22 protein-coding genes and 1 pseudogene are annotated in these 20443 nt (G+C 43.2%); 3 read left to right on the top strand and 20 right to left on the bottom strand.

The window, feature by feature from the left end; translation table 11 throughout:
• Positions 1-2: 2 nt before the first annotated feature.
• The 5 genes from thpR to ACIQYG_RS02740 all read right to left on the bottom strand — a co-directional run bounded on the left by thpR (position 3) and on the right by ACIQYG_RS02740 (position 6026).
• On the bottom strand, positions 3-560 hold the full coding sequence (gene thpR, locus ACIQYG_RS02720; protein ID WP_402835494.1) for an RNA 2',3'-cyclic phosphodiesterase: 558 nt from the start codon (positions 558-560) through the stop codon (positions 3-5).
• Positions 561-800: 240 nt separating this feature from the next.
• The gene (locus ACIQYG_RS02725; protein ID WP_402835358.1) at positions 801-2039 is read right to left on the bottom strand and encodes an Nramp family divalent metal transporter; all 1239 of its coding nucleotides are present in this window, start codon (positions 2037-2039) and stop codon (positions 801-803) included.
• Between the two features lie 204 nt (positions 2040-2243).
• On the bottom strand, positions 2244-3098 hold the full coding sequence (dat, locus tag ACIQYG_RS02730; protein WP_402835359.1) for a D-amino-acid transaminase: 855 nt from the start codon (positions 3096-3098) through the stop codon (positions 2244-2246).
• 21 nt (positions 3099-3119) lie between these two features.
• Entirely contained in the window at positions 3120-4532 is a 1413-nt protein-coding gene (pepV, locus tag ACIQYG_RS02735; protein ID WP_402835360.1) for a dipeptidase PepV, read from the bottom strand.
• 156 nt (positions 4533-4688) lie between these two features.
• Entirely contained in the window at positions 4689-6026 is a 1338-nt protein-coding gene (locus tag ACIQYG_RS02740; protein WP_402835361.1) for an MATE family efflux transporter, read from the bottom strand.
• Between the two features lie 256 nt (positions 6027-6282).
• Here ACIQYG_RS02740 and ACIQYG_RS02745 point away from each other — a divergent pair.
• A pseudogene (locus tag ACIQYG_RS02745) lies at positions 6283-6483 on the top strand (SDR family NAD(P)-dependent oxidoreductase); the annotation flags it as partial.
• Between the two features lie 86 nt (positions 6484-6569).
• Here the strand turns inward: ACIQYG_RS02745 and ACIQYG_RS02750 are convergent.
• The 8 genes from ACIQYG_RS02750 to ACIQYG_RS02785 all read right to left on the bottom strand — a co-directional run bounded on the left by ACIQYG_RS02750 (position 6570) and on the right by ACIQYG_RS02785 (position 13772).
• The gene (locus ACIQYG_RS02750) at positions 6570-7055 is read right to left on the bottom strand and encodes a DedA family protein (protein ID WP_034309313.1); all 486 of its coding nucleotides are present in this window, start codon (positions 7053-7055) and stop codon (positions 6570-6572) included.
• 260 nt (positions 7056-7315) lie between these two features.
• Entirely contained in the window at positions 7316-7867 is a 552-nt protein-coding gene (lepB, locus tag ACIQYG_RS02755; protein WP_202311459.1) for a signal peptidase I, read from the bottom strand.
• Between the two features lie 94 nt (positions 7868-7961).
• Complete coding sequence (locus ACIQYG_RS02760) at positions 7962-8345, bottom strand: DnaJ family domain-containing protein (protein WP_402835362.1); 384 nt, start codon at positions 8343-8345, stop codon at positions 7962-7964.
• Between the two features lie 172 nt (positions 8346-8517).
• Complete coding sequence (locus ACIQYG_RS02765) at positions 8518-10398, bottom strand: immunoglobulin-like domain-containing protein (RefSeq protein WP_402835363.1); 1881 nt, start codon at positions 10396-10398, stop codon at positions 8518-8520.
• A gap of 176 nt (positions 10399-10574) precedes the next feature.
• Positions 10575-10985 carry a DUF4064 domain-containing protein gene (locus ACIQYG_RS02770; protein WP_402835364.1) on the bottom strand — a complete coding sequence of 137 codons (411 nt, stop codon included), beginning with the start codon at positions 10983-10985 and terminating at the stop codon, positions 10575-10577.
• A 137-nt stretch (positions 10986-11122) separates the two neighbouring features.
• Positions 11123-11296, bottom strand: a complete 174-nt coding sequence (locus ACIQYG_RS02775) for a DUF4083 domain-containing protein (protein ID WP_402835365.1) — start codon at positions 11294-11296, stop codon at positions 11123-11125.
• Positions 11297-11494: 198 nt separating this feature from the next.
• A complete protein-coding gene (gene cobA, locus ACIQYG_RS02780; protein WP_402835366.1) occupies positions 11495-12943 on the bottom strand; it encodes a uroporphyrinogen-III C-methyltransferase in 1449 nt (482 codons plus the stop codon).
• Between the two features lie 13 nt (positions 12944-12956).
• Positions 12957-13772 (bottom strand): uroporphyrinogen-III synthase, encoded by an 816-nt coding sequence (locus ACIQYG_RS02785; RefSeq protein WP_402835367.1) that lies wholly within the window; start codon positions 13770-13772, stop codon positions 12957-12959.
• Positions 13773-13969: 197 nt separating this feature from the next.
• Between ACIQYG_RS02785 and ACIQYG_RS02790 the strand changes: the two genes are divergently transcribed.
• Positions 13970-14326, top strand: coding sequence for a hypothetical protein (locus ACIQYG_RS02790; RefSeq protein ID WP_402835368.1), 357 nt, complete (start codon positions 13970-13972; stop codon positions 14324-14326).
• Positions 14327-14331: 5 nt separating this feature from the next.
• On the opposite strand, the gene ACIQYG_RS02795 is transcribed toward ACIQYG_RS02790, so the two are convergent.
• The 3 genes from ACIQYG_RS02795 to ACIQYG_RS02805 form a co-directional block, all read right to left on the bottom strand.
• Complete coding sequence (locus ACIQYG_RS02795; RefSeq protein WP_402835369.1) at positions 14332-14598, bottom strand: hypothetical protein; 267 nt, start codon at positions 14596-14598, stop codon at positions 14332-14334.
• Between the two features lie 141 nt (positions 14599-14739).
• Positions 14740-15450, bottom strand: coding sequence for a DsbA family oxidoreductase (locus tag ACIQYG_RS02800; RefSeq protein WP_402835370.1), 711 nt, complete (start codon positions 15448-15450; stop codon positions 14740-14742).
• A 74-nt stretch (positions 15451-15524) separates the two neighbouring features.
• A complete protein-coding gene (locus tag ACIQYG_RS02805; protein WP_402835371.1) occupies positions 15525-15980 on the bottom strand; it encodes an RrF2 family transcriptional regulator in 456 nt (151 codons plus the stop codon).
• 134 nt (positions 15981-16114) lie between these two features.
• Here ACIQYG_RS02805 and ACIQYG_RS02810 point away from each other — a divergent pair, with 134 nt between their 5' ends.
• Positions 16115-17014, top strand: a complete 900-nt coding sequence (locus ACIQYG_RS02810) for a DMT family transporter (protein ID WP_402835372.1) — start codon at positions 16115-16117, stop codon at positions 17012-17014.
• A 327-nt stretch (positions 17015-17341) separates the two neighbouring features.
• Here ACIQYG_RS02810 and ACIQYG_RS02815 read toward each other — a convergent pair whose 3' ends face one another.
• From ACIQYG_RS02815 to ACIQYG_RS02830, 4 genes are all read right to left on the bottom strand, one after another.
• Positions 17342-18106 carry a TIGR03943 family putative permease subunit gene (locus tag ACIQYG_RS02815; RefSeq protein ID WP_402835373.1) on the bottom strand — a complete coding sequence of 255 codons (765 nt, stop codon included), beginning with the start codon at positions 18104-18106 and terminating at the stop codon, positions 17342-17344.
• On the bottom strand, positions 18106-19116 hold the full coding sequence (locus ACIQYG_RS02820) for a permease (protein WP_402835374.1): 1011 nt from the start codon (positions 19114-19116) through the stop codon (positions 18106-18108). The genes ACIQYG_RS02815 and ACIQYG_RS02820 overlap by 1 nt, the downstream gene beginning before the upstream one ends.
• Before the next feature lie 117 nt (positions 19117-19233).
• Positions 19234-19902 carry a YdeI/OmpD-associated family protein gene (locus tag ACIQYG_RS02825; RefSeq protein ID WP_402835375.1) on the bottom strand — a complete coding sequence of 223 codons (669 nt, stop codon included), beginning with the start codon at positions 19900-19902 and terminating at the stop codon, positions 19234-19236.
• Positions 19903-20136: 234 nt separating this feature from the next.
• Positions 20137-20298: a hypothetical protein gene (locus ACIQYG_RS02830; RefSeq protein ID WP_402835376.1), complete on the bottom strand. Its 162-nt coding sequence runs from the start codon at positions 20296-20298 to the stop codon at positions 20137-20139.
• Between the last annotated feature and the right edge of the window lie 145 nt (positions 20299-20443).

Consider the following 20443-nt stretch of genomic DNA (forward strand, 5'->3'; position numbering starts at 1 on the left):
CTCTATTTTTGAAGGTTTATCGTGAAAATCTTCTCGTATGAAGGGGAAGCTCCAAGATGTGTTTGATATAACGCAACCTGATCTGCTTCAAAATGCTTATCCTGCAAATCCCCCATCTGGCGAACGCCCTCCAACGAAAAGGGACTATCCCCCTCGAATTTTCTTGCCAGCGTAATATGAGGCTTAAACGGCTTTTTATCAAGTTCAAAACCCGCTTCGATGCAAGAATTATAGACTTTCCTTTGAATGGCAAAAAGCCTTTCTTGCTGCTTGACGCCTGCCCATAGAATCCTTGGACTCTCACTCTTGCCAAACCCCCCGATATCGCCGAGTTCCAAGCCGAATGAGGCCTCATTGGAAAGCTCGCTTTCCACACGCCCCAAAGCATCCTCTTTCAATGTATCGGGAGCATTGCCCAAAAATGCCATCGTAATATGATAATCGGCTGGATGCAGCCATTTCTTAAATGGAAAGTCTGTCTTTAGTTGTTCCGTAACAGCATTTAAATATGCCTTAATATCATCAGGCAATACTAAAGCAAAGAAAAAATGAGTATTCATGGTCACTTACATTCCTTCCTGTTTTCCCTTTAATTTTACCATAAATTCCATTGCATATACCTTTTCTTGGGCTCCCTAATAATTATTCCCTCCACAGGAATATTCCCAATCCACCATGCTATGAACGACGCCCCTGACGGATAATATGCAGGTCCGGGGCGTATTTTTTCGGTCTCGGCCGATTAACGGAAAATACAGCAAAAAAGGACCAAAAATCGGTCCTTCCCTGCCATTTCTTCTTTAGCTGAACAGTGTTTCGTAAAGCAGGAACAAGTTCAGTCCAATGATAAGTACAGCTATAAGCCAAGCGATGCTCGAGGTGATTTTATGGTTGACCAGGCTGCCCATGATTTTTTTATTGCTTGTAAACATGATCAATGGCACTAAGGCAAACGCGATGCCAAACGAAAGTACAACTTGGCTCATCACAAGTGCTTTGGATGGATTCACTCCCCATAATATTATGAGCAGGGGAGGGACGGTGGTAATGACCCTTCTTAAATAAATCGGTATATGTCTTTTAATGAATCCTTGCATGACAACATCACCTGTCATTACACCAACGGATGAGCTGGATAAACCGGCAAATAATAATCCTATTCCGAAGAACATCGCGACTGATGGTCCAAGCATGGCCCCGAATTGTTGATAGGCAACATCCAAGTCCTCCACTAGTGCTCCATTCTTATGAAATAGGGCAGCTGAAACTATGACCATGGCTGCATTGATCGCACCTGCAATCAACATGGCGATGACAATGTCAATTAGCTCAAAACGATAAATCCTTTTTCTTTCTAAATCATTTACTCCGACTATCCTTCTTTGAGTCAAAAAGGAATGAAGGTATATCGCATGTGGCATAACGGTGGCTCCAAGCATACCGGCCGATAGTAAAATACTGTCCACTCCCTCGAATTTTGGAGTGAAGAGTCCTAAAACAACAGCTGAAGTGTCAGGTTTTGCAAAAAAAACTTGAGCGCCAAAAGCTATCACAACGACAAATATCATGACCGTGATCAGGGCTTCGAATGTCCGATAACCTCTGCGCTGGATTTCCAGAATGGCAAAGGAACCAATCGCGGCAATAATTGCCGATGTGATTAACGGTAAGTCAAATAGTAAATAAATCCCTAGTGCCGCTCCTATGAATTCAGCTAGGTCGGTTGCCATTATAACGGCTTCGGCCTGAATCCATAATAAGAAAGATGTTTTTTTCGAAAACTTTTCCCTGCATAGCTCCGGAAGGTTCTTTCCAGTGGCTATCCCCAATTTAGCTGATAGCGATTGGATTAGCACAGCCATTAAATTGGAGGCGAAGATAACCCACAATAACGTATAGCCATATTTAGATCCGGCTGTAATATTGGTCGCATAATTCCCCGGGTCAATATAGGCCACAGCTGCTATGAAGGCAGGCCCTAGATAGGGAAGCAGTTTTTTTATTCCTCTCGAAGAAGATTGATGCAACACATCGGACATGGCTATTTCTACTCCTTTTTACACGCAACTCAAATTGTTGCAATAGGTAAACTTTTTAGGTTATTAGCAAGTATATTCCTGGTTTTTGAAAATGTCAAAAGGGAGGATTGCATATGGATGTAATTGGATTCGGGGAAGGCCAACTCGCTTTCGACTATACAGATAATAAAAACCCCTTGCCAATAGTGGCAAAGGGGCATTTTACTATTTAATGGAACCGCATTGCTTCTCGATTTCCTCGGAAAACAGTTTCTGCAGTCTTTGAGTTATCGGACCGGGTTCCCCGGCTGCAATCGATTGGCCATCGATATTAATGATTGGTGTCACTTCGACGCTAGTGCTTGTATAAAGGACTTCATCGGCTGCCATCATGTCCTCGACCGTGAAGGCTTCTTCGACATAGGGAATCCCATGATCAGCGCAAAGCTTCAGCATCACCTGACGGGTAATTCCATTCAGGATCAAGTTTGTGGCCGGATGCGTTTTAAGTTGACCATCCACAACGATTGAGACATTTGACGAACTTCCCTCCGTCACCGTACCATCACGATGCTGGATCGCTTCATCACAACCGGATTCCACAGCTTGCTGTTTAGCCATTATATTACCCAGTAGATTTAAACTCTTTATATTACAGCGCAGCCAACGTATATCCTCGGTGGTAACAGCATTGACCCCTGGCTTCATTTTGCCTGTATAAGGCATTTCCTTGGTATAGGCAACAAAGACCGGCACTACCTCTGCAGTTGGAAAAGAATGTGTACGCGTAGACACTCCCCTTGTCAGCTGCATATAGACGATACCGTCCTTCAGTTGATCTTCAGCGATCAGCTCTTTCATGCGGGTTTTGATATCCGCTATGGTAAAGGGAACTTTCATCTGTATCAACTTCGCACTGTCGATCAGCCGGTTCAGATGCATGTCCCCCGCAAATAATTTGCCATTATAAACCCGGATGACTTCATAGACGCCATCACCGAATTGGTATCCCCGGTCTTCAATATCTACCTTTACTTCGGACCTGCTTTTAAGGTCGCCGTTAAAAATGATTTTTCCCATGTCTTTCTCCCTCTTTGCCTCTTATTTAGCCAATTCATGAATGGCACGTGCATAAATGGACGTAGCCTTAAGCATATCTTCAATATCAATATATTCATCTTTCTGATGCGCAATGTCTTCGCTGCCAGGGAAAAGCGGGCCAAATGCAACGCCTTCTTTCAATGACCGGGCGTATGTGCCGCCGCCAATCGAAAGAAGCTCGGCTTTATCACCTGTCTCCGCTTCATAAACTTCCTGCAACGTCTTAATCAAGAAGCTTTCACTGTCCACATAATGTGGAGTTGAATGCGAATTGGTCTTCACTTTCAAATTATATGCCGCAAGCCTTTCTTCCAACGCCGCCTTTTGCTGTTCCCACTCAAACGTGACCGGATAACGCATACTGAAACCGATCGAGCTGTCACCTTGTTTAGAATAATTGAAAACGCCGGCATTGACCGTCAATTCTCCTGTTTGCTCATCCGAATAAGCGACACCTAAATTATTTCCGCGGGAATCTTCAAACAAACGATCCTTAATGAAAGTGAAGTAGGCTTTCGCATGCGGATCAAGAGTGAGATCAGCTAAAAATACGGCTAAATGCAGGCCTGCATTTCTTCCGTTTTTCGGTTCCATCGCGTGTGCCGAGACACCATTCATTTCAAGCAGCACTTGATTTTTTTGCGGAACGGCTTTGCCCCCCAACGAGTATTTTTGCAGATAATCCTGATAGTTTGCCGCCACTTCAGCAGGATTGGCAGCTTCCACAATAGCCGTAGCAAAATCCGGTACCATATTCGTCCTTCGACCTGAAGAAAATTCGATGACATTCACGTCTGAGTTCGTGCCATTTCCTGCATCGGCAGGGTGGATAACCGAGAAATCCCAGATTCCTTTTTCCGCACTGATGATCGGGAAGTCAGCATCTGGTGCGAAGCCGATCGAAGGCATTTCCTCCACTTCAAAGTACCGGTCAACGCAGCGCCAGTTCGATTCTTCATCGGTTCCAATGATCATCCTCACACGTTTGTTCAAAGGTTCTCCCAGCTCCCGGACCAGCTTCATCGCATGATAGGCAGCCATCGTCGGCCCTTTATCATCGATTGCCCCACGAGCATATATGCGGCCATTGCGGATTTCAGCGCCAAACGGATCCGAACTCCAGCCATCTCCCTCAGGTACCACGTCGACATGGCATAATATCCCGATTAACTCCTCGCCTTCACCCATTTCGATGTGACCAGCGACATTATCGACATTTTTCACAGTAAAACCGTCTTTTTCGCCTAATTGAAGCATGAAATCAAGCGCTTCCTTCACCCCTTTACCGAATGGGGCCTCCTCAGTCGGATGTTCTTCATCAAGTACACTTTTTATTTTCAATAAGTTTTGTGTGTCCAGTAATAAGTCCATTTTCCGTTTTTCAACTTCTTCTCGCCAATTCAATTCACTCAAAATATGACAACTCCTCTTTTATATATATTTTTCATTTTATCACTTTTACTACCCCATTCGCCAAGCGTGGCTACCTATTCTTCGTATTCCCGCATTTTTGCTATCATCAAACTACCGATGGAATTCCTAAAATAAATAAAAAACACCCTCTTTTTATTAAAAAGAGGATGATTTCATTAGACTATCGTCATTCATTATCTCTGTTACTTTTCTGTTTAGTCTTGGGATGTATAATGCTAAAAACAGGGAACGTCCTAAACTGAAAGCCAGGAATGCAAGCCATAAACCATGATTGCCATGATTGCTGACTGCTGTGAATTGGACTAATAGAAAAGCCATTAGTGCCAGAAGCATCGAGTTCCTTACTGGAACGGCTTCAGTCGCACCGGTAAACACTCCATAAAAAATGAGTCCGATAAAGGCAGTGAATGGGAATAGGACTATCCAAAGTCCATATTCATGGGCCAGTTCGATGACGCCGGGAATATCCGTGAATAGGAGAATGACCTCATCGCTGAAAAGATAGTAAGATGCGGCAAGCATGAACGAAGCATACAAGCCCCACCGCGCCGATAGTGAGAGTGTTTTTTTATATAGGTTTATATCTCTCGAACCAATCGCCTTCCCGACCAGAAGACTCGACGCATTCGCGAAGCCATCAAAGCAATAGGCCATCAGGTAATGGATTTGAATGAGTACGGCATTGGCCGCCAGGGTCTCTGTCCCGAAAGTCGCTCCCTTGGCGGTAAAAAGATTGAAAACCGTGATCAGGCAAATGGTCCTGATGAATAAATCCCTGTTGACCACCATCATTTTTTTCAGGGAAGCCCGATCGAACCCCTCCCGGAATGAAAATGAATCCGGTACGTTAACCGCTTTCCGGATCACCCACAAGCCCAGTAAAAAAGCGGAAATCTCTGATATCAATGAAGCGGCAGCAACCCCTGATACAGACCATGAAAAGCCATTTACAAAAACGAGGCATAAGATTATATTGAGCACGTTCATGAAAACTTGAATGAACAAAGACGTTTTTATCCTCGATTTCCCTATTAACCAGCCTAAGATGACATAGTTCAATAGAGCAAAAGGTGCCCCCCATATCCGGATGCCGAAATAATCTGCGGCAAAGGCGGAAACGTCCGATTCCGGACCGATTGCGCCTAACGACACATTCAAAATGGGCTTTTGGATCACGATAAAAAGCAGACCGATGATCGCTGCAATGAAAAAAGGCCGAATCAAGGCCATCAGGGTTTGCTTTTCATCCCTTGCCCCCTCCGCTTGTGCAGCGAAGGCAGACGTACTGACCCGGAGAAAACCAAAAAGCCAATACATCGTATTAAAAATTATCGTCCCGACAGCCACCCCGCCAATATAAGCGGGATCACTCAACTTTCCAACCACAGCCGTATCCACCGCACCGAGCAATGGCGTACTCATCGTCGAAATCATAAGCGGGATGGCCAAGGAAAGATACACTCTGTTATTCATAAAATGATGACCTCCTATGTACATAAAAGTTTTGAAAAGTTAGAATTGGAATGGCGTTATAAAACTTTGTATTTAAAGTACAAAAAGATTGCAGTATCCTATTTCAATCACTAGAATTGTACTTATGGTGCTCCCTAACATGCAAGAGATGCCTCTACAAGATTACTTGTGAAACGTTTCAAATAGAACGGGTAAAAGCCAATTAGATATTGATAATTTACGTATCAAAATTTGAAGATTGAAAGATTGATATCGCCCTGGTATCATCGAAACACCGATGACTCAAAAATTAGAAGAATCAAAAGAGTTAGTGAACCAAATGATCAAGGCAATTCCATTACAACGTTTGGGTCAGCCGGCGGATATTGCAAATGCCGTGCTTCAAATAGCATCCGATGAAGCTTCATACGTAACTGGTGCCGAGCTTGTCATCGACGGCGGATACTCAGCTCAATAATTATAGCAGGAATGGAAAATCCCGTTTCTAAAATTCAGAAACGGGATTTTCTGATTCAATAAAGAAATTTTGTAAGTTGTAATGAGTTAAGTTAACACACCGATGAAATAGCCAAAAGTCGTAAATACCAAACACCAGCTGAATGCCCCTGCTCCTGCAAAGATAAAATACTTTCGTTTCCCCATTCCATTCATACCGGAAATGTAACTGGCGAAGTGACGGACTCCTGGGATGAAATAGGCTATGATAATGGTCCAAGGACCGTATTTATTGAACCATTTCTCCAATTTTTCCAACCTCGCGGGGGTCATTTTGATCCACTTACCATGCTTCCTCAAGAAAGGCTTCCCCACCTTTTTCCCGATGAAATAACTGACAAGCATCCCGGATATCGATCCAAGGAAACTGACAAGGAATGCTCCCTGGACATTCAAAACGGAAATGGATGACAAATAGCCGACAAAAGTCATCATGAACTCATCAGGTACCGGCAAGCCAATTATCCCAATGGCCAGCAGTCCATATATCGCAAAATAACCATAGTTTGATATTAAATCTTTTACTATATCCATCTAAAGTACTCCATCTCAGCACCCTTTATTAAAGTAATCCATTTTCTTATGCGGGCCTGGGTAACGTGATTACTTCTTTTTAATAGGATAACCTAATTTAACCCAAATGAGTTGATTTTCATAAAAAAAATAGAAAAAAAAGAAGAATGGACACGTTTTTTGTTGAAATACCTGTTTGGCAATGCGTTTCAATGTTCCCCCTTTACGGAAATGAAAAATGGCAACAATAAAGCGGACTCGATACCTGAGTCCGCTTCTTCTTATTTCACAATCTTTATTTCATTGATCGGCCAATACACTAGATTCGCCTTGCCCACGATTTCATCGACGGAAATCGTGCCGATTTCACGGCTATCCAAACTATTTTGGCGATTGTCGCCCATAAGGAACAACTGGTCATCCGGCACTGTCATGCTGCCCGTAATATCTTCGAGCTTGAAGGACTCAGTCAACGGCACTCCTGATGCCATCTGATTCTTATATTTGTCCAAGTATGGTTCTTCATAAGCTTTCCCATTAATATAAAGCGTATCGTCTTTATATTCAATATGGTCACCTGGCAGACCGATAACCCTTTTTATATAATCTTTATCTACCGTTGCATGAAAAACGACAATATCAAACCGGTCTATATTATCGATATTCGTTCCAAACTTGGTAAGTACAATTCTTTCGTGGTCTTGCAGAGTCGGCATCATTGACTCACCGTCCACGACAATCGGTGCAAAAATATACGTTCGAATTAAAAAAGCTAGAATGACTGCAATCAATATCGCTTTTATCCATGAAAAAACTTCTTTTCTTTTTTCCAATCGAAGTCCCTCTCTCTGTTTTTTATTCATGCCATTATATCATAATCCTTTAATGATCACGTCATACAAATACCCACATTTTACACATTATCAATTACTTCCATTTTTCATACTGGATATCGATGCTTTCCAACTCTATTTCCCTGCGTTGCATTTGGGTTGGACAAATCGCATTATATGTACGGACTTTCTCATTTATTTCATCAATTCGTTTCATTAATTCAGATTCAGTTCCATTCATTTTTTTCAATCTAACCAATTCGGGTAGCTCTTCCCGAATTTCTTTTTGCCATTTTATCCAAAGCGGAAGGAAGCCGGCATCCTTGGCCTTCGTCAAGAAGTTATCATATATATTTCCCGACAGCGCCGACTCCGGAAGCGGTTTTCCAAAGCCAGGATTATTCTTCAGCCCGCCTTCTCTTTCATAATCCTTAAAAATCTGATCCATCCAGTTCACATGCCCGTGTTCTTTGCTCATAAACAATCCCCCTTCAGATCACTTTCGTTACATGTTTTTACAATTATAACATTTTTATCAATATCCACTCCACCCTGTAAGGCACTTTCTACTATTATATATGCATATCTTTCAGCCAAACACATTGGAGACATTAAAAAAAGGATTCCCTAATTAGGGAATCCCTTGCCTTCTATTTAACTGTGATTTTCCTTTTTACTTCCGCCTTGTTCTTCGATTTATCCGTAACTGTGTAAGTCAATGTATAGGTGCCTTTTTTCTTCGTATTTACAGTCCCTGTTATTTTGATCTTACTTGTTAAAGTTCCATCAAGATTATCTTTTGCGGATACACCTGATTTAGGATTGAATGTCGAGTTGTAGGCAATGGTTTTGCTTTTGCCACCGGAAATGACCGGCTTGGTGCTGTCTACCGTAATCTTTCTTGTGACTGTCGCAGTATTTTTCGAAGAATCCGCGATTGTATACTTTAAAGTATACGTGCCTTTTTTCTTCGTATTCACAGTCCCTGTTATTTTGATCTTACTTGTTAAAGTTCCATCAAGATTATCTTTTGCGGATACACCTGATTTAGGATTGAATGTCGAGTTGTAGGCAATGGTTTTGCTTTTGGCACCGGAAATGACCGGCTTGGTACCATCTATCGTGATCTTTCTTGTGACTGTCGCTGCATTTTTCGATGAATCTGTGACCGTATACTTCAATGTATAGGTCCCCTTTTTCTTCGTATTGACTATACCCGTCACTTTGATTTTACTAGTCAAATTGCCATCGGCATTATCCTTGGCACTCACGTTTGTTTTTGGATTGAATGAAGAATTAAGTTTGATGGTTTTATTCCCGGCACCTGTAATCACCGGCTTGACTTGATCATAAACGGTTATTTTCCTTGTGGCCTTGGCAACATTCCCTGCCTTGTCAGCTACCGTATAAGTCAAATTATAGGTGCCCACTTTCTTGGTATCCACCTTACCTTCCACACGCATGGCACTCGTTAAGTCACCATCTTTATCATCCTTCGCCTTTACGCCGGTTTTAGGATTGAAAGTAGAGTTGAATGGAATCGATTTACCGGCAGCCCCTGAAATCACAGGCTTATTCGTATCCTTGACAATCGATAGCCGATTGGAGATGTAAGCTGATGAAACATACCCCTTTATACTCTTGTCTTCCGTTTGTACCGGGTAAAAGACAAATTTATTTCCCTTAGATTCGTGATAGTCAAAATTCCCTGTGATGATCAATCTTGTATTGGGAGTAACGGTCACTGCACCTGCCGTAGTGCTTATTTCCTTCCTGATATTCGCGCTGGATGTCGTCACCACTTTGTCTCCTGCCTTGAACCAATAAACAGAGTCATGGGTTTGATCTGTAAGTGTGTATTCAAGGTTTTTAAAGACGATATTTTCAGTGCTGTCCCGATCATATTGAAAGTCCGTTGTTTTGAATGGATATTTTGCCAGTTTTGTATCATTCAAATAACTTTGGTTTTCTATCTCAGCAAAAACTTCCTCTTGGTAGGCATTCGCATTTATTTTCCCGTTTTCCTGGTAAAGAGGACTGTTCACCGGTTTTGTCCCATTGTAAGCCATGACAGGGAAATACCAATTTTCGATGACCCTGCGTCCTGCACCTTTGATCTTGGGCAAATCCCTTCTTGGATACATGCCATTCAGGACCTCGACGCCTGCCCCGATATTGTAGACTATATCATGTTCCAGCTTTTTCTGGTCATACCCGCTTTTATTTGTAAGCTGCATTAGACCGATACCGCCATCGTCGGATATAATCGGTTTTCCATCATCATTGAATTGCCTCCAATCCCCGTTTTCCTGCGTAGCCACCGCTTTTACCACTTCAGGGGGGATTTCAGCCTCTATTGCCGCATTCGTCAGTAAGCAGTTGATCTGCTTATGGGAAGGATTTTCATTGGGTTGAATCTCACCGAATGATGAACACTCATTGGTTATTCCAGATTCCGCAAAAGCGTGTCCATTGAACAAACCGAGCGTTAAACAGGTCAGTGCCCCAACCTTCATTAAAGGTATCTTCATCGATCGAACTCCAGTCTATTTATATTTAAATCTATAATAATAGTAACATGGTAGACTGGTGATTGCAGGTATAAAAAGGTATATCCCCCTAAAATATCCTTGCAGCACAAAAGGAGCTTACCCGCATTTTCGGGACAGCTCCTTTGTTTTCAAATCACGCTATGTATGGTGCAGGATCATACGATCACTTCCACCGTTTCCCTCGGCTTCCTTACAAGGCACATGATACCCGGTATGATGAAGAAGATAAGCGGCCAAACATGAAAGATCGTCAGAATGCCCGTAATGATCAATAAGATTCCGGCTCCCTTCGCTTTGCCGCCTTTTAATAGAAAGATAGCGATCAAACCGCCTGCCAAGGCAATGAACAGCGATATGATCCCCGCCCATAGTATGCCCATGAACAACTTGATTGACATATCTACCTCAGACGAGGAAAACTCAGAATCTGTCATTAATGAGTAGTCCATCATTTCTTTCAAATCGATACTATTGAGATAAACGGCCGTCATGATCGTGACGATTAAAAAAATCGCTGCGATACCCACGCCTATGATACTTAAAACGAATTCCCATGTCCGTTTCATTTGCTTCGCCTCCCTGGAAAAGTCACGTATATATAATACCCAATCTGTGAAGGAATAAAAGACTTTTATTCCTTACTGTCCATTTGGTGAAGTCATCCAAATCCATTTAACATCCATCCCTGCCTTAATACCCGCCTTCATTTATCCTTCTTTTTCAATCGTTCATTTAATTCATCTCTTTTATTTTCCAGGTTATTCATTTTTGTCATGTGCTTTATAAAGAAACGGACCGCCTTCACAACCATTACGAATAACAGAACAAGTAGGGCAAGGTAGAATAATTGCCATAAAATATCGCCAATATTAAACATGAAGTCACCCCCTATCTTTGAATGTTAAACATCCATTCCGGCCAATAAAAGCAGTAAGTTGAGTGCTTTTCGTACTTTCCGCGATGTCCCGTAATTAAATGATAACACGATAGGCCATAACACTGAACGCCAACAACATTTATAAGAGTTGAATAACAAAGCCCCCCCAAAGGAAATAGACCCTGTTTTTATCAGAGCCTAATAAACATTCCTATTCACGATCAAATCCACCAATTGTTCGACAGACGGTTCTTTCGGCATCATATCAGATGTAAATCCATAGTCTTTAAGTCTATTGCCGGTACTTTCCCCGATCACCCCGATGGAGGCTTGATTTAGCAGCCCTTCAACATCCACGTCTGCCCTGTTCCCATATTGCATCAGCATATCAACTGAATGCCGATTCGAAAATAGTGCCGTTCCGACAGCTTTCCCGTCCAGCATTCTCGGAAAGATTTCAAGGAATCTTTCATCGACAAATTTATCGATAGATTGTATATAGTCTCCGTCCCCATGTGCCGGATCTCTTTGATCTCTGTTTCGATCTCCAACAACCAACAATGTTCCGGCTTCCGACATCTCGGATTTGAGCTCGGCCGTCAGACCCCGTTGCTGTAAAGCCTTTTTCGATTTCCTTGATAACACATATAGTTTAGAAGAAATCCGGCGGAAATCAATTGCATGTTCAGTGAGTGAATCCAAGAATCCATGGACACTTTCAGGCGAGGTGAAGAGAATTCGATCATACGAAAGAAAAGCGAGCAGCTGACTTTCTTCTATCTTCATTTTTGCCGCATTCCATTTAGGAAACTCGATGACTTCGCCGCCAAGTTCATGCAGGGCTTCCGCCAAGGAACTCTTTGCCGTCCCCGTTCGGGCCACTAAAAACCGTTGTCCATATAGCGGCTTCTTTTCGAACCATTGCAGTTTTCCCCTTAGGGAAATGATATCCCCGACCAAGGTGATCGCAGGATTGCCTAGCGACCTTTCACTTACCCGTTCGACAATATCATCCAAGGTCCCCTCGACACTTTCCTGTCTTCCATAAGTGCCCCATTGAATGACCAGTGCCGGCGTGTTGCCCGGCTTTCCATGATTGATCAAATTTTCGCGGATATATGGAAGGTTGGCCACCCCCATATAAAAGGCAACCGTATCTATACTTTTAACAAGCCCGTTCCAATCTATATCCTTCTTCGTTTGGTCATGGCCCGTCACCATTGCAAAGGAACGTCCGTAATCCCGATGCGTGACGGGGACTCCTGCGTACATGGATGCAGCAATGCTGGAAGTAACCCCCGGAATGACTTCGAATGGGATTCCCTCATCTTTCAACGATTCCGCTTCTTCCCCGACTCTTCCAAAGACGGCAGGATCACCGCCTTTCAAACGGACAACCCGATGCCCTGCCAGTGCTTTGGAAACAAGCAGCTCATTGATTTCCCCTTGGCTGATGCCAGTAGTATAAGGTGTCTTGCCACAATATATCAATTCACAATCGAAGGTGGCAGCCTCCAACAGCTTGGGATTTAGCAATCTATCATATAAAATGACGTCCGCTTTTTCAATCGCTTTTTGACCTTTTACGGTAATCAGGCCTACATCACCCGGACCTGCACCAACAAAATAGACCTTGCCCTTGGTCATGCCGCACTCACCCCTATCTGCTTGCTATTCCCTGATAATATTTCACCAGCTCCACCATTGCACTGCCCATCCGTTGATCTTCAGGATAAATGACCCGCTCGATCCCTTCATCGATCACCACCTGCGCCGTTACCTTTCCGACCGCAAGAGCGATTACATCTGATGCAAACAGGCCGATTATCTTATCTTCCACACCTTGTTCACGGACAAATTTCATTAAATTTCGCGGCTGTGGTGCACTCGTGAACACAACCGAATCGATTTTGCCTTCAAGGATTTCTTGGATCAGCTGCTGCATCGTTTCTTTTTCAGGCGGAATATGTTCATATGGCAGGATTTCTTTATGTTCCACTTTTTGTTCATCCAACCAGTTCATCAAAAGAGGCGCCGGATCGCCGTGAAGCTGCAAAGCGACCTTTACACCTCCTGGCAGATGGCCTTCCAGATTGCGAACAAGCCCTGCCGTACTGCCATCATCATCACGGATTAATGGCTGCAGACCAAGCTTTTTCAGCATATTCACCGTTTTATAGCCCCTAGCTGCAATTTTCATAGACTGCAAGGCCTCTATGAAACGATCTCCCGCTTCCATCTTCACTGCCGTTTTATATAATAATTCCGTCCCCACTCCCGTCGTGAGAATGATCCAATCAAACTCCCCAGCCATCAACCGGGTGACATCCTCTTCCAAATGGGAATCATCAAGGAAAACCGTCCCCTGAGCCGGGCGAACGACCGGGACTCCCCCAAGATTTTGAACGATTTTACTAAGTTCTTCCGTCTTCCGCGCCCCCAATAAAGCAACGGTCCTGCCATTAAGCTTACTCATCCATGTCCCTCCTATATGTACATTCAATTAAATCCATCTCACCCATTATACAAATTTTCAGTCTTCGAAACTATAAAAAACGGATTCCATATCAAAATCAATGCTTTTTCTTTCTTTTATCTTATATAAATTCAGTAGAAGGATGGATTAGCAGCGCTTTGCTTTTTATAAGTCCCACCCTCGTGGAGCAAATACTCGTGAGTTTTGGGCCGTTACTCGTGAGTTTGGATCAAATACTCGTGAGTTTTGGGCTGTTACTCGTGAGTTTGGAGCAAATACTCGTGAGTTTCGGGCTTTTACTCGTGAGTTTGGAGCAAATACTCGTGAGTTTCGGGCTTTTACTCGTGAGTTTGGAGCAAATACTCGTGAGTTTTGGGCTGTTACTCGTGAGTTTGGAGCAAATACTCGTGAGTTTTGGGCTGTTACTCGTGAGTTTGGAGCAAATACTCGTGAGTTTCCAGAAAAGCAAAACATGGCCTGCTTCAATTCCCTCATCTTACCTTTTCCAGTCAGTAAAAAAAGCTGCCATCAGGACAGCGATTTTCACGATTTAACTTTGTTAATTCTTGTTTATCGCCCTTTGGGCAATATGCTCCTGTTCTTTTTTTACAAAAACATCATATTGAGTGGTTTCATGGCGATTATGAAAGTTATCAGTGCCTAAATTCATAGGCGTTTTGAATTGAATCCCTTCCCTTTCCAATTTCGCAACGACCTTAAAATAATTTTCATTCCCGAATGCTGTATAAATACATGTCCAATATTTATAGGATATTAGTTTGGCAATTACTATGCATGCAATCACGAAGAATAGTATTCCAATCATTATATACACCTTTTAGCTCCCTTTCAGTTCGGACTTTTTCGAAAATCCCTCCTGTACACTATATTCTTTGTCATACATGACATTTCCTTTTTAAGTAAAAAAAGGAGACCCCGGTTTCGGGCCTCCTTCTTCATATCTTCATTATTCTTCCGTCACGTTACAAGAACCGTCCGTACAAGCGCCGCCTGTTGCTGGATCATTCACGATCGTAAGCGGATTTTCCTCAGCCCATACTTTTTTTAGCGTATCGAGGAACGCTTCTGTTGGCTGGGCGCCGGAGATTCCATACTTGCGGTTAATGACGAAGAATGGAACACCTGTAATACCAAGCAGGCTTCCTTCTTGCTCATTTCCCCTAACCTCTGCCGTGAATGCCGTTCCTGCCAGCATGGACTCCGTCTCGGACTTTTCAAGGCCAACCTCTTCAGCCAAACTAGCCAATGTAGCGTGATCGCCAATATGTTTGCCTTCCGTAAAGTAAGCTTTAAATAGACGTTCATTCATTTCTTTCTCTTTACCTTTTGATTCAGCAAAGTGCATCAGGCGGTGGGCATCGAACGAATTCGTTAAGACCACTTTGTCCAAATGATAATCGAGTCCCAATTCTTTAGCCTGTTGAGTCAGGTTTTGGCTGTTCGCTTCCACCTGCGCTTGAGACATTCCGTATTTCTTGGCCAGCATTTCATTTTGCGTCATGTTGATATCCCGCTCAGCCTCTGGGTTCAACTCGAAACTGCGAAATGAAACCTCTACCTGATCTTTATTTTCAAACTGCTTTAACGCCTCTTCGAATCGACGCTTTCCTATATAACAGAACGGACATTGATAATCCGACCAAATTTCCACCTTCATGTAAATACCTCCTTATTTCAAATGCAATCACATTAAGCACATTATATAATCCTGGGTATCCTCTTGCAAGGATATTACCCCAGACACTCATTTTCAAAATTGGTGAAGTCGACTTTTTTCATGAATTCTTCCAATGTATAGCCCTTTAGCAGGCGCAATGTTTCCTTTTCGGCTTCGTTCATGATCTCCTCCAAAGCCGTATCCAGCTGTTTCCCGACCTCACCGCATTCGCTCGTTTCCATACAAACAAGACATTCCGGCCGTACCGCTTGATACACATCCGCCAAAGTAAGCTGAAATGCAGGCACCTTCAAACTATAACCGCCTTCCCGTCCTTCCTTTGTTTCGACAATTCCCGCAGCTGCAAGCTGTGCCATCACCCTTCTTAAAAAAGTGGCGTGTGACTTCACCTTTAAGGCGATTGCCGAACTTGTCAGGAGCTTTTCGCTTTGTGCGAGCCAAACCAGAGAGTGAATGGCAATAGCAAACCGCGGCGGTCCAATTTGATTGTTTCGATTACCTGAAGACAAGATTATCCCCCCTTACACCCTTCCATGGTAAGGCCATTATACTATGTTACGTGCTCCCGAACAAATGGCCCCTTTGACTTAATCGGTACAATCATATAGTCTGAATAGTAAATCTTTATTTCAGGAGAACTTCCATGAAGGAAAAATCCCCCTATTTACTCGTCATCCTTGGTGCAATGCTGTGGGGAACGACCGGAACAGCCCAGTCATTCGCCCCCGATGGAGCCCATCCCATTGCAATAGGTGCAGTCCGCCTGGCAGTTGGCGGGGCCGCTTTATTGCTCATTGCAATCTGGCAAAAAAAATTAACGCGGTACAACTGGCCAATGAAAGAAACCATCTTTGCCACGTTAGGCATGGCCTGTTACCAGCCGCTATTTTTCATGGCTGTCAGCATGACCGGAATTGCCATCGGCACCATCATTACACTTAGTAGCGCCCCCATCATCGCCGGATTCCTTGAATGGCTGTTCAGTAAAAAACGGCCATCAACAAGCTGGTGGATTGCCACAGGTTTATCGATTGCCGGATGTTTACTGCTTTTTTCCAACCAAGGCTCAGTTACCATCGATCCAGTAGGTGCGCTGCTTGCGCTGGGGGCTGGAGCTTCTTTTACGGTATACACACTGGTCAGTAAAAGAATCCTGGATAAGCAACCTCCAGAAGCAACTGCCGCTGTCATCTTCAGTTTTAGCGCCCTTCTGTTGGCACCCGCTTTATTCATACTCGATATCAGCTGGACCGGTACAATGAATGGGCTGGCCGTCAGCCTTCACCTTGGACTTCTTGCTACAGCCGCCGCCTACTTATTTTTTAATAAAGGGCTATTATCCGTTCCCTCATCAACAGCGGTTTCGCTATCACTCGCAGAGCCGCTGACAGCCGCTCTTCTCGGTGTCTTCCTTGTCGGGGAGAGCTTGGCCCCCATGTCATGGATCGGGGTCGGATTACTCTTATGCGGAATCATCTCTTTGACGATTTCGCCAGGACAACGAAAAAGTCCTACATTGATGAACCATGAGCTGTCAAAGTAAAAAAAGCCAGGCTATTTTCCTGGCTTTTTTCAACTTTCCTTACGAATGAATCAACTTCTCCGTCCTGTTCTTTATCCCCTATAGTATGAATAACAGAGAACCAGGTGCCCATCAAATCAATGTATGCCTTCAATATGAATTTGAAGAGAATTCCCGCCGCCAACGTTTTCTGCCATTCGGCGGTGTAAAACACAAGCGGAATGTGATCTTATGAGGGGATATATGGCTCTAAGGCCTTTTTACATGAAAAGGATGCCTTCGCACTGGCAATTTACCTCTTTCGGCACCAAAACCCGGCAACACTTCCTTTTGCCGGGTTTTCCAATTCTACTGAATGATTTGTACATTTTCATATAAATAAGCATCTTCGGGTGCCTTTATTTTCTTAGACTCTTTTAAATCGATCACCGGTACGGGTTCCCCTTTATAGCTTCCTTTTTTTAATGTCCCTGTAATCGTATACCAATCATTCGTCTTCATTCCTTCCACGTTCCCGTTTACCATATATCCGTATAACGTCGCATCGACCACACAGCAGGACATGGAGAGGCGGGAGATGGCCATTTGTTTTTTCGTAAATGTATCCTCACGGTATATGAACCCCGAAATCTCTATTTCCTTTCCCTCGATTGTATCGAGGTTGTTCAGTAAATCATCCAGTACTTCAAAATAATTATCATCGGTTACGGAGATTTTCTCCCCATTCGCATGTTTCCCTGATTCATATGAACTTACCATCTGTGTCTGCTGCTTCGCCATCCCCCTTTTCGCCAGCACTTCCCCGCTTAATGTAAAATCGGTCAGGATGAAGCCCAGAAGAATCGGAATGAAGAACAAACTGTATTTCAGGACCAGTGCGGACGAAGAGGACCTTCCATTCGATCCGCAATCACAATGTTGTTCACCCTGTTTTTGTTTTTTCATTCGGAGAAGGCTGATCACTAAAAAAGCAAAAAGTGCCGCCAATGCATATGGAACCATTTTGGGTGCAATCAATTTCGTTAAATATCCTGAAACATACAATTTAAAGATCATGAGACCCAATCCAAGCAGCAGTAATCCTTCAAGTCTTTGGATAAAAAAGCGTTTCATCAGAAGCCCCCCTTACTGATCAATCCGCCTGCAATCAGGCATAGGCTGAAGACGACTGCGAAAATAAGCAAGACATACGTAACGACGAACCTCCGTTTAAAACAGGACATCATGATCAAAACATTTTTCAGATCCAGCATGGGACCAAATACAAGGAAACCCAGTATGGAGCCTGGCAGAAAACTATGGGAAAAGGAGGCCGCAACGAATGCATCAGCTGATGAACAGAGTGAAAGCAAAAACGCAATTCCCATCATCAACGCCGTGCCTTTTATTGGTGCCTGACCAATATCGGCCATTACGGACCGATCCATGAACACCTGAAATACACTGGCAAACAAGGCCCCGATGATAAAGTATCTGCCGACCATAAAAAATTCCTGCGAAGTATGTTCAATGAAACTTGTCCATTTACTGGACTGAATATCATGTTCATGCCCTTGTACCAGTTCCAGCTTGTCCTCTTTCACCACATCTTTAGTGCTGAATATATGAATGAATAAGCCTGCGATTATGGCCGTCAGGACACAAAGAATGATTCTTCCATAAAGAATGGCCGGATTATTTTGGAACGCATAGTAAGTTGAGCCGAACACGATGACATTCAATATTGGGGCTGTTACGAGCAAGACCACACCTGCATGGACCGGGACACCTTTTTGAATCAATCTCCGGACGACCGGGATGATTGCACATTCGCAAACCGGAATGATCAGCGCCGCCGCTATCGCGGCAAAAATGGCCGTCAGGGGTCTTTTGGGTATCATCCGCTGAATGATTTCTTCACTGATGAACAACTGGATGAACGATGAAGCAATGGCCCCCAGGAACAGGAAAGGAATCGATTCTAAAAACAATCCCAAAAACACGACGAACACAGAGTGAAGCATCGGGTAGTCCGAGAAATCAATGGCTTTGGGAATGAACACATCGCCTAGAAAAAAGAATGCCAGCAGCAAAAACAGCAACATCAATAACAGCACGTTTCCCGTGTAGCGTTTCAAAAGCATATTTAACCACCTCACAAATCATAATTATTACGATTTAAGTTTGGATTCGGTCTAGTATATGCTTTTGATAGGATGAACAGAACAAGAAAAAAAGAGAATGGAAGACATTCCCCACCCTCATTTATTTCTTCGATATAAATCCCTGCTCTTGTAACCTTCTCCTAAAATCGTTTTCATTTCCTGGCGCCGTTTCACTTGTGTCGCCTCTTGTTTTGCACTATACACGTAACGGGCCCAATCCTTCCGATACCCTGGGGTAAGTGATTGATAGAACGCAAGCAAATCAGGGGAATCCTGCAAATCTTTCTCAATTTCAGAAATCATTTCGATATAATCATCTACTGATTGGCTTGCTTTGGTAGATGGACGGTTTCTATTTTTCGAATCTTCTTTCAGTCCGACTACCGTAAAGACGTCATCCAACCCAACCATACGGGCAAACTTCAGGTCACTCGAACCCACATAACCTTCATCATCCGCACCAAGGCCTTGCATCAGATCATCACGATGAATATTTGTAGCATATTCTTTATTCCCCTTCTTCGGGTACGCCAAATAAATATAGCCGTTTTTACTCAAATGATTTTTCTCGATCACCTTATCCACGATTCTCTTTAAGGAATCCATATCCAATACAAAGGCAAATATAAGATCATAGGCACTTTCAGTTAGCTTTGTATCGTAATCCGGCAGCTCTGTTAAATAATCCGCCCCGGCTGGCTGATTCAGGACTGCCACTCTTTCATATTTATGTAAATTCAGTTTTTCAACTATTGTTTTAGACATTGCATTCACCATCCTAGTTAATTTTTTCTACTTCAGTTTATAAGCTTCCCATTGCGTTAGCAACTTTTCTTATTGGCAGTCTATCCAATATAATTAGCAAAAAGGCGATGCGGAAACCTTCCATCTTTTTTCATATAACCATTTCTAGGGAAATATTAACTGTGCTATAATTCAGATATCACCAATTTCATTGCCAACTTCTTAGAGTTTTTCCCCTTTAACATGATAGCAATCTCATAGAGTACCGGATGTATAGCTAAGATAAATGCCCATATCCCGGTATAGCGACGATCCCCGAGCGACTGTTAACCCAATTACAGCAGATGCATAGATTTCTACTGTTTTTTTATTGCAACAAAGCAGTCCTAATGTAATGATAAATGCAATATGTTCCATTCTGAATTTTCCGAATGGCTAATCCTTCCCTTTTGGATCCACTAAGCTTGGTTCACTAAACTTACATTTTTCGGTGCAAAAGATGAAGCCCTAGACATTGCATTCTTGTTTTTGAAGCCTAACATACTGAGCACAGGCATAAACT

The organism is Peribacillus sp. NPDC096622 (assembly GCF_044762665.1).
Taxonomy (GTDB): Bacteria; Bacillota; Bacilli; order Bacillales; family DSM-1321; genus Peribacillus; species Peribacillus frigoritolerans_B.

Coding starts and splice junctions, on each gene's coding strand:
- thpR (WP_402835494.1), bottom strand. CDS start 560: ATGAATACTCATTTTTTCTTTGCTTTAGTATTGCCTGATGATATTAAG.
- ACIQYG_RS02725 (WP_402835358.1), bottom strand. CDS start 2,039: ATGTCCGATGTGTTGCATCAATCTTCTTCGAGAGGAATAAAAAAACTG.
- dat (WP_402835359.1), bottom strand. CDS start 3,098: ATGGGAAAAATCATTTTTAACGGCGACCTTAAAAGCAGGTCCGAAGTA.
- ACIQYG_RS02740 (WP_402835361.1), bottom strand. CDS start 6,026: ATGAATAACAGAGTGTATCTTTCCTTGGCCATCCCGCTTATGATTTCG.
- ACIQYG_RS02750 (WP_034309313.1), bottom strand. CDS start 7,055: ATGGATATAGTAAAAGATTTAATATCAAACTATGGTTATTTTGCGATA.
- ACIQYG_RS02760 (WP_402835362.1), bottom strand. CDS start 8,345: ATGAGCAAAGAACACGGGCATGTGAACTGGATGGATCAGATTTTTAAG.
- ACIQYG_RS02765 (WP_402835363.1), bottom strand. CDS start 10,398: ATGAAGATACCTTTAATGAAGGTTGGGGCACTGACCTGTTTAACGCTC.
- ACIQYG_RS02770 (WP_402835364.1), bottom strand. CDS start 10,985: ATGAAACGGACATGGGAATTCGTTTTAAGTATCATAGGCGTGGGTATC.
- ACIQYG_RS02775 (WP_402835365.1), bottom strand. CDS start 11,296: ATGTTTAATATTGGCGATATTTTATGGCAATTATTCTACCTTGCCCTA.
- cobA (WP_402835366.1), bottom strand. CDS start 12,943: ATGACCAAGGGCAAGGTCTATTTTGTTGGTGCAGGTCCGGGTGATGTA.
- ACIQYG_RS02785 (WP_402835367.1), bottom strand. CDS start 13,772: ATGAGTAAGCTTAATGGCAGGACCGTTGCTTTATTGGGGGCGCGGAAG.
- ACIQYG_RS02795 (WP_402835369.1), bottom strand. CDS start 14,598: ATGATTGGAATACTATTCTTCGTGATTGCATGCATAGTAATTGCCAAA.
- ACIQYG_RS02800 (WP_402835370.1), bottom strand. CDS start 15,450: ATGAAGGTGGAAATTTGGTCGGATTATCAATGTCCGTTCTGTTATATA.
- ACIQYG_RS02810 (WP_402835372.1), top strand. CDS start 16,115: ATGAAGGAAAAATCCCCCTATTTACTCGTCATCCTTGGTGCAATGCTG.
- ACIQYG_RS02815 (WP_402835373.1), bottom strand. CDS start 18,106: ATGAAACGCTTTTTTATCCAAAGACTTGAAGGATTACTGCTGCTTGGA.
- ACIQYG_RS02820 (WP_402835374.1), bottom strand. CDS start 19,116: ATGCTTTTGAAACGCTACACGGGAAACGTGCTGTTATTGATGTTGCTG.
- ACIQYG_RS02825 (WP_402835375.1), bottom strand. CDS start 19,902: ATGTCTAAAACAATAGTTGAAAAACTGAATTTACATAAATATGAAAGA.
- ACIQYG_RS02830 (WP_402835376.1), bottom strand. CDS start 20,298: ATGGAACATATTGCATTTATCATTACATTAGGACTGCTTTGTTGCAAT.